Annotated in this window: 4 protein-coding genes; all 4 read left to right on the plus strand. The window is 32.2% G+C overall.

Going from position 1 to position 3,215, the window contains the following annotated elements:
* The first annotated feature begins 180 nt into the window (after positions 1-180).
* The 4 genes from AABM47_RS01385 (at position 181) to AABM47_RS01400 (ending at position 2,856) form a co-directional block, all read left to right on the plus strand.
* Positions 181-1,065, plus strand: coding sequence for a hypothetical protein (locus AABM47_RS01385; RefSeq protein WP_338409131.1), 885 nt, complete (start codon positions 181-183; stop codon positions 1,063-1,065).
* A 176-nt stretch (positions 1,066-1,241) separates the two neighbouring features.
* Entirely contained in the window at positions 1,242-1,529 is a 288-nt protein-coding gene (locus AABM47_RS01390; RefSeq protein ID WP_338409132.1) for a hypothetical protein, read from the plus strand.
* A gap of 470 nt (positions 1,530-1,999) precedes the next feature.
* The gene (locus AABM47_RS01395; protein WP_338409133.1) at positions 2,000-2,302 is read left to right on the plus strand and encodes a hypothetical protein; all 303 of its coding nucleotides are present in this window, start codon (positions 2,000-2,002) and stop codon (positions 2,300-2,302) included.
* Positions 2,303-2,484: 182 nt separating this feature from the next.
* Positions 2,485-2,856, plus strand: coding sequence for a hypothetical protein (locus tag AABM47_RS01400; RefSeq protein WP_338409134.1), 372 nt, complete (start codon positions 2,485-2,487; stop codon positions 2,854-2,856).
* The last annotated feature ends 359 nt before the right edge of the window (positions 2,857-3,215 follow it).

Below are 3,215 nucleotides of genomic sequence, written 5' to 3' on the forward strand. Positions count from 1 at the left end.
CCCAATTGAAAAATGAATAAAAGGCAGCAGCTAACATTGTATATAAAAAATAGGCGAGATAGCAATAAATTCACGGTTTTTAGCTCTTATCAAACTTTGTGCTTAACCGAAAGTTTAGTACTTCGAAATCGCCTACTTTTCATATACTAAACGTTACAAACAATTTAAAAACATATTGACATGAAGAGGTTACTTTTAATATTTGGTTGTTTACTTTGGTTATTTGCTTCTTCTTGTATAAGTGATGACAATGGTAATGATACTGTGGTCATAGGCGAGAAATATATCTCAGAGATAATAACTGAGGTTTTCAATAGTGCTGATGTGCAGACAGGTTATCGAATTAAAACATATGAAAATAATAGACCAATTCTCGATGCTAATTATAATATGGATAGTTTAAGAACAAGTTTTTCTGAATGGACATATTCAAATAATAAATTAGAATCTCATGTGTCTTATATAAATTCAAACACCATTGTTTGGTGGGGTACAGATATTGAATATGACTTATTTGATAGAATTAAGTTTTTCTATACATATGGTGATATGACCCAAAGAGAATCTTATTTTAGATATAATTCTGATAATACAATTACTAAAGCAAGCATTGATGTTAGTTCGGACGTTGCTAACGATACAATTTATAATACTTACTATTTAAATGAAAATGGTTTGATCTACAATGAAGATCTTTATCAAATTGAATGGATCTACGACGATGATAATAACCTTATATCAAAATTAGGGCCAGGAGAGAATTTCACAACAAATTTCTCTTATGATGATATTACTAATCCACCTGAAGATTTCCCTGTTTATGATAACGGAATTTTTGGAACTTATTCAAATAATTCAATCCTTTTTGGAAACAGAATATTTGCAACAACAAATGAAGCTTCTTTAGCCCCAAAATTTATGATTGAAATTGATTATAGTAATTCAAACTATCAATGGGTATGGACTTTTGATAATCAAAACTATCCTTTGACCCTTGTAAAATACTATAATGATGCTTCCTCTTCTTATTCTTCTAGGTTAGAGTCAAAATACCATTACGATTAAATGTTCAATAAAAACTGTTTGTAACACCGTGTATAATTAATTGCTTGGTCACTGCCGACTTACGAACATTCCTGCGGAATATTCTATCTGTGATTTATTTGCTAAATTAGTTGCTTAACCACGCAACTAACCATACACAAACACGTTAGGTAGCATAAATTAAAATTAACCAAAAGATGAAAAGAATAATCCCTATTGCAGCTCTGATGATATTCTGCACACAATTAAGTTTTGGACAATGCGATGATTTTTCAAGTGTAATTGATGATGCCGAAAGTTATTCAAGTAACGCAAGTTCGAATGCTGATGACGCATACTCTTCCGCTAAAAAGGCATACAATGCAGATAATTTGGAAGACGCACAATACTATGCGAAAAAGGCAATGAGTTCTGCAGAAGATGCACAAAGTGAAGCAAATAATGCCCCGAGCTCAGCTTCTGATGCTGGTTCAAGTTGTGACTAAAATTAAATTAAAACGCTACCTAACACCGTGTATAGCGCATTAAAACGCGCCATATACTAGACCGTTATAAGCCATTTTATGGAGATACTGCAAAAAATAAAATATAGTATTTCGACAAGGGACATTTCAACCTTTGTTTTAGCGGCAGTACTGTTGACGGTATATTACTTGCCGACAGAATTTCTATTTCATAACCCTACCTCTTTTTGTATTCATAAAAATTTACTACACTTCGACTGCCCAGGTTGCGGTATGACAAGGGCTTTACATTCTTTGCTACACGGACAATTTAGGCAAGCAATAATTTTTAATATCGCCATTGCTCCATTTACAATTTTAATTGTTCAACATTTTCTCTCATATATTTTACCTTCTCGACCTAACGACATTTTTAGAAAAATATCACTTACCCTTTTTACGACTATTTTGCTTTCTCAATATTTTATTAAATCATTAAATCATTTTTTATAATGGAACAAACAGCAGCAATAGTAATAGTGAAAATTGTTTTAGGACTTTTTATTTGGTTAGTGTTTTTCCTAATCATTCGTTGGTCAGTAAACAAAAATTTTGTTATTGAAAAACATATTCAACCAAAGACCAAAAACTTTGCTGATGACTTTTACAAGGAACTTCAAATATTTTATCACATAGAAGAAAGCGGAAACAAATTAATTCTACGAACTGAAAAAATTGACGATTTGATTACAAACGGAGTAATAATTATTGAAGCAAGAAATAAAGACGACCCATCTTCAATAATTATTATCTAAAAAAGGAAAATAAAGTTCTTCGGCTACATTATTATTCTTTTAGGTATTGCTTGTTGTTATGTTGGAGCATTAGTTCCAATCATCATAGTATCAGAAACTAAAAAAAAATGCACTTGCCGATATTGACGGCATTTTTTCAATCGTAAAATCAATTTAATATAAACCAATAAAAACAAACAAATATGTTCAAAGGAAACTCATCAGTTAGCTTTAAAAGCTCAAAAACAAAAGCAGATGTAATTAAAGTTGTAGAAGAACAACTTGAAAATATGGGTAATGTATCCGTATCATCATCTGGCGGTATTAATATTACAGGTTCTAAATTTCAAGGTTTCGGTTACGAAACAAACATTGAAGGCAGAGTAAGCGACAGAGATGGGCGTTTTTCTGTCGACATTGATTTTGAAGCAAAGCCAGCAACAGCGGGTTGGGCAATTGCTATTTGCTTTTTCCCAATTGGAGTTGCGGTAATGATTTTACCGAACAATGCAAAAGGAGATATGCAACGTAAAGCAGACCAAGCATTGGCTGAAATAAAATCAATACTTGACTAAAAGTAAATAATTTGGGGTGGCTTCGCCACCCCAAATTATTTTTATTTTATTGTTGGGTTTATCAAAAATATTTGACAATTTAATAGTAACATATATAAGGTCTGTAGGACAAAATGGAAGAAAGAAAAACGGCTTATAACAGCACCTACCCAAAAGGCGAGGTTTCGTGTTCCAAAGACAGTTTTGTGGTAAAAGTCCCGCCCTTCGGGTAGCTGCAAACCGTTATGGGCAAGTAAAAGGAGCGATATAATGGACAGAAATAAGAATTAAAAGGAATTAAAAATACAATTTTGACTAAAAATTAAAATAATGTGGAGACCAGAACCCACTCAAAAAAACGGGGCGTATTCTGAAAAGCC

It is taken from the genome of uncultured Flavobacterium sp., from assembly GCF_963925415.1.
Taxonomy (GTDB): Bacteria; Bacteroidota; Bacteroidia; order Flavobacteriales; family Flavobacteriaceae; genus Flavobacterium.

Excerpts from the sequence above, each read along its gene's own strand:
- AABM47_RS01385 (WP_338409131.1), top strand. The coding sequence starts at position 181 with ATGAAGAGGTTACTTTTAATATTTGGTTGTTTACTTTGGTTATTTGCT.
- AABM47_RS01390 (WP_338409132.1), top strand. The coding sequence starts at position 1,242 with ATGAAAAGAATAATCCCTATTGCAGCTCTGATGATATTCTGCACACAA.
- AABM47_RS01395 (WP_338409133.1), top strand. The coding sequence starts at position 2,000 with ATGGAACAAACAGCAGCAATAGTAATAGTGAAAATTGTTTTAGGACTT.
- AABM47_RS01400 (WP_338409134.1), top strand. The coding sequence starts at position 2,485 with ATGTTCAAAGGAAACTCATCAGTTAGCTTTAAAAGCTCAAAAACAAAA.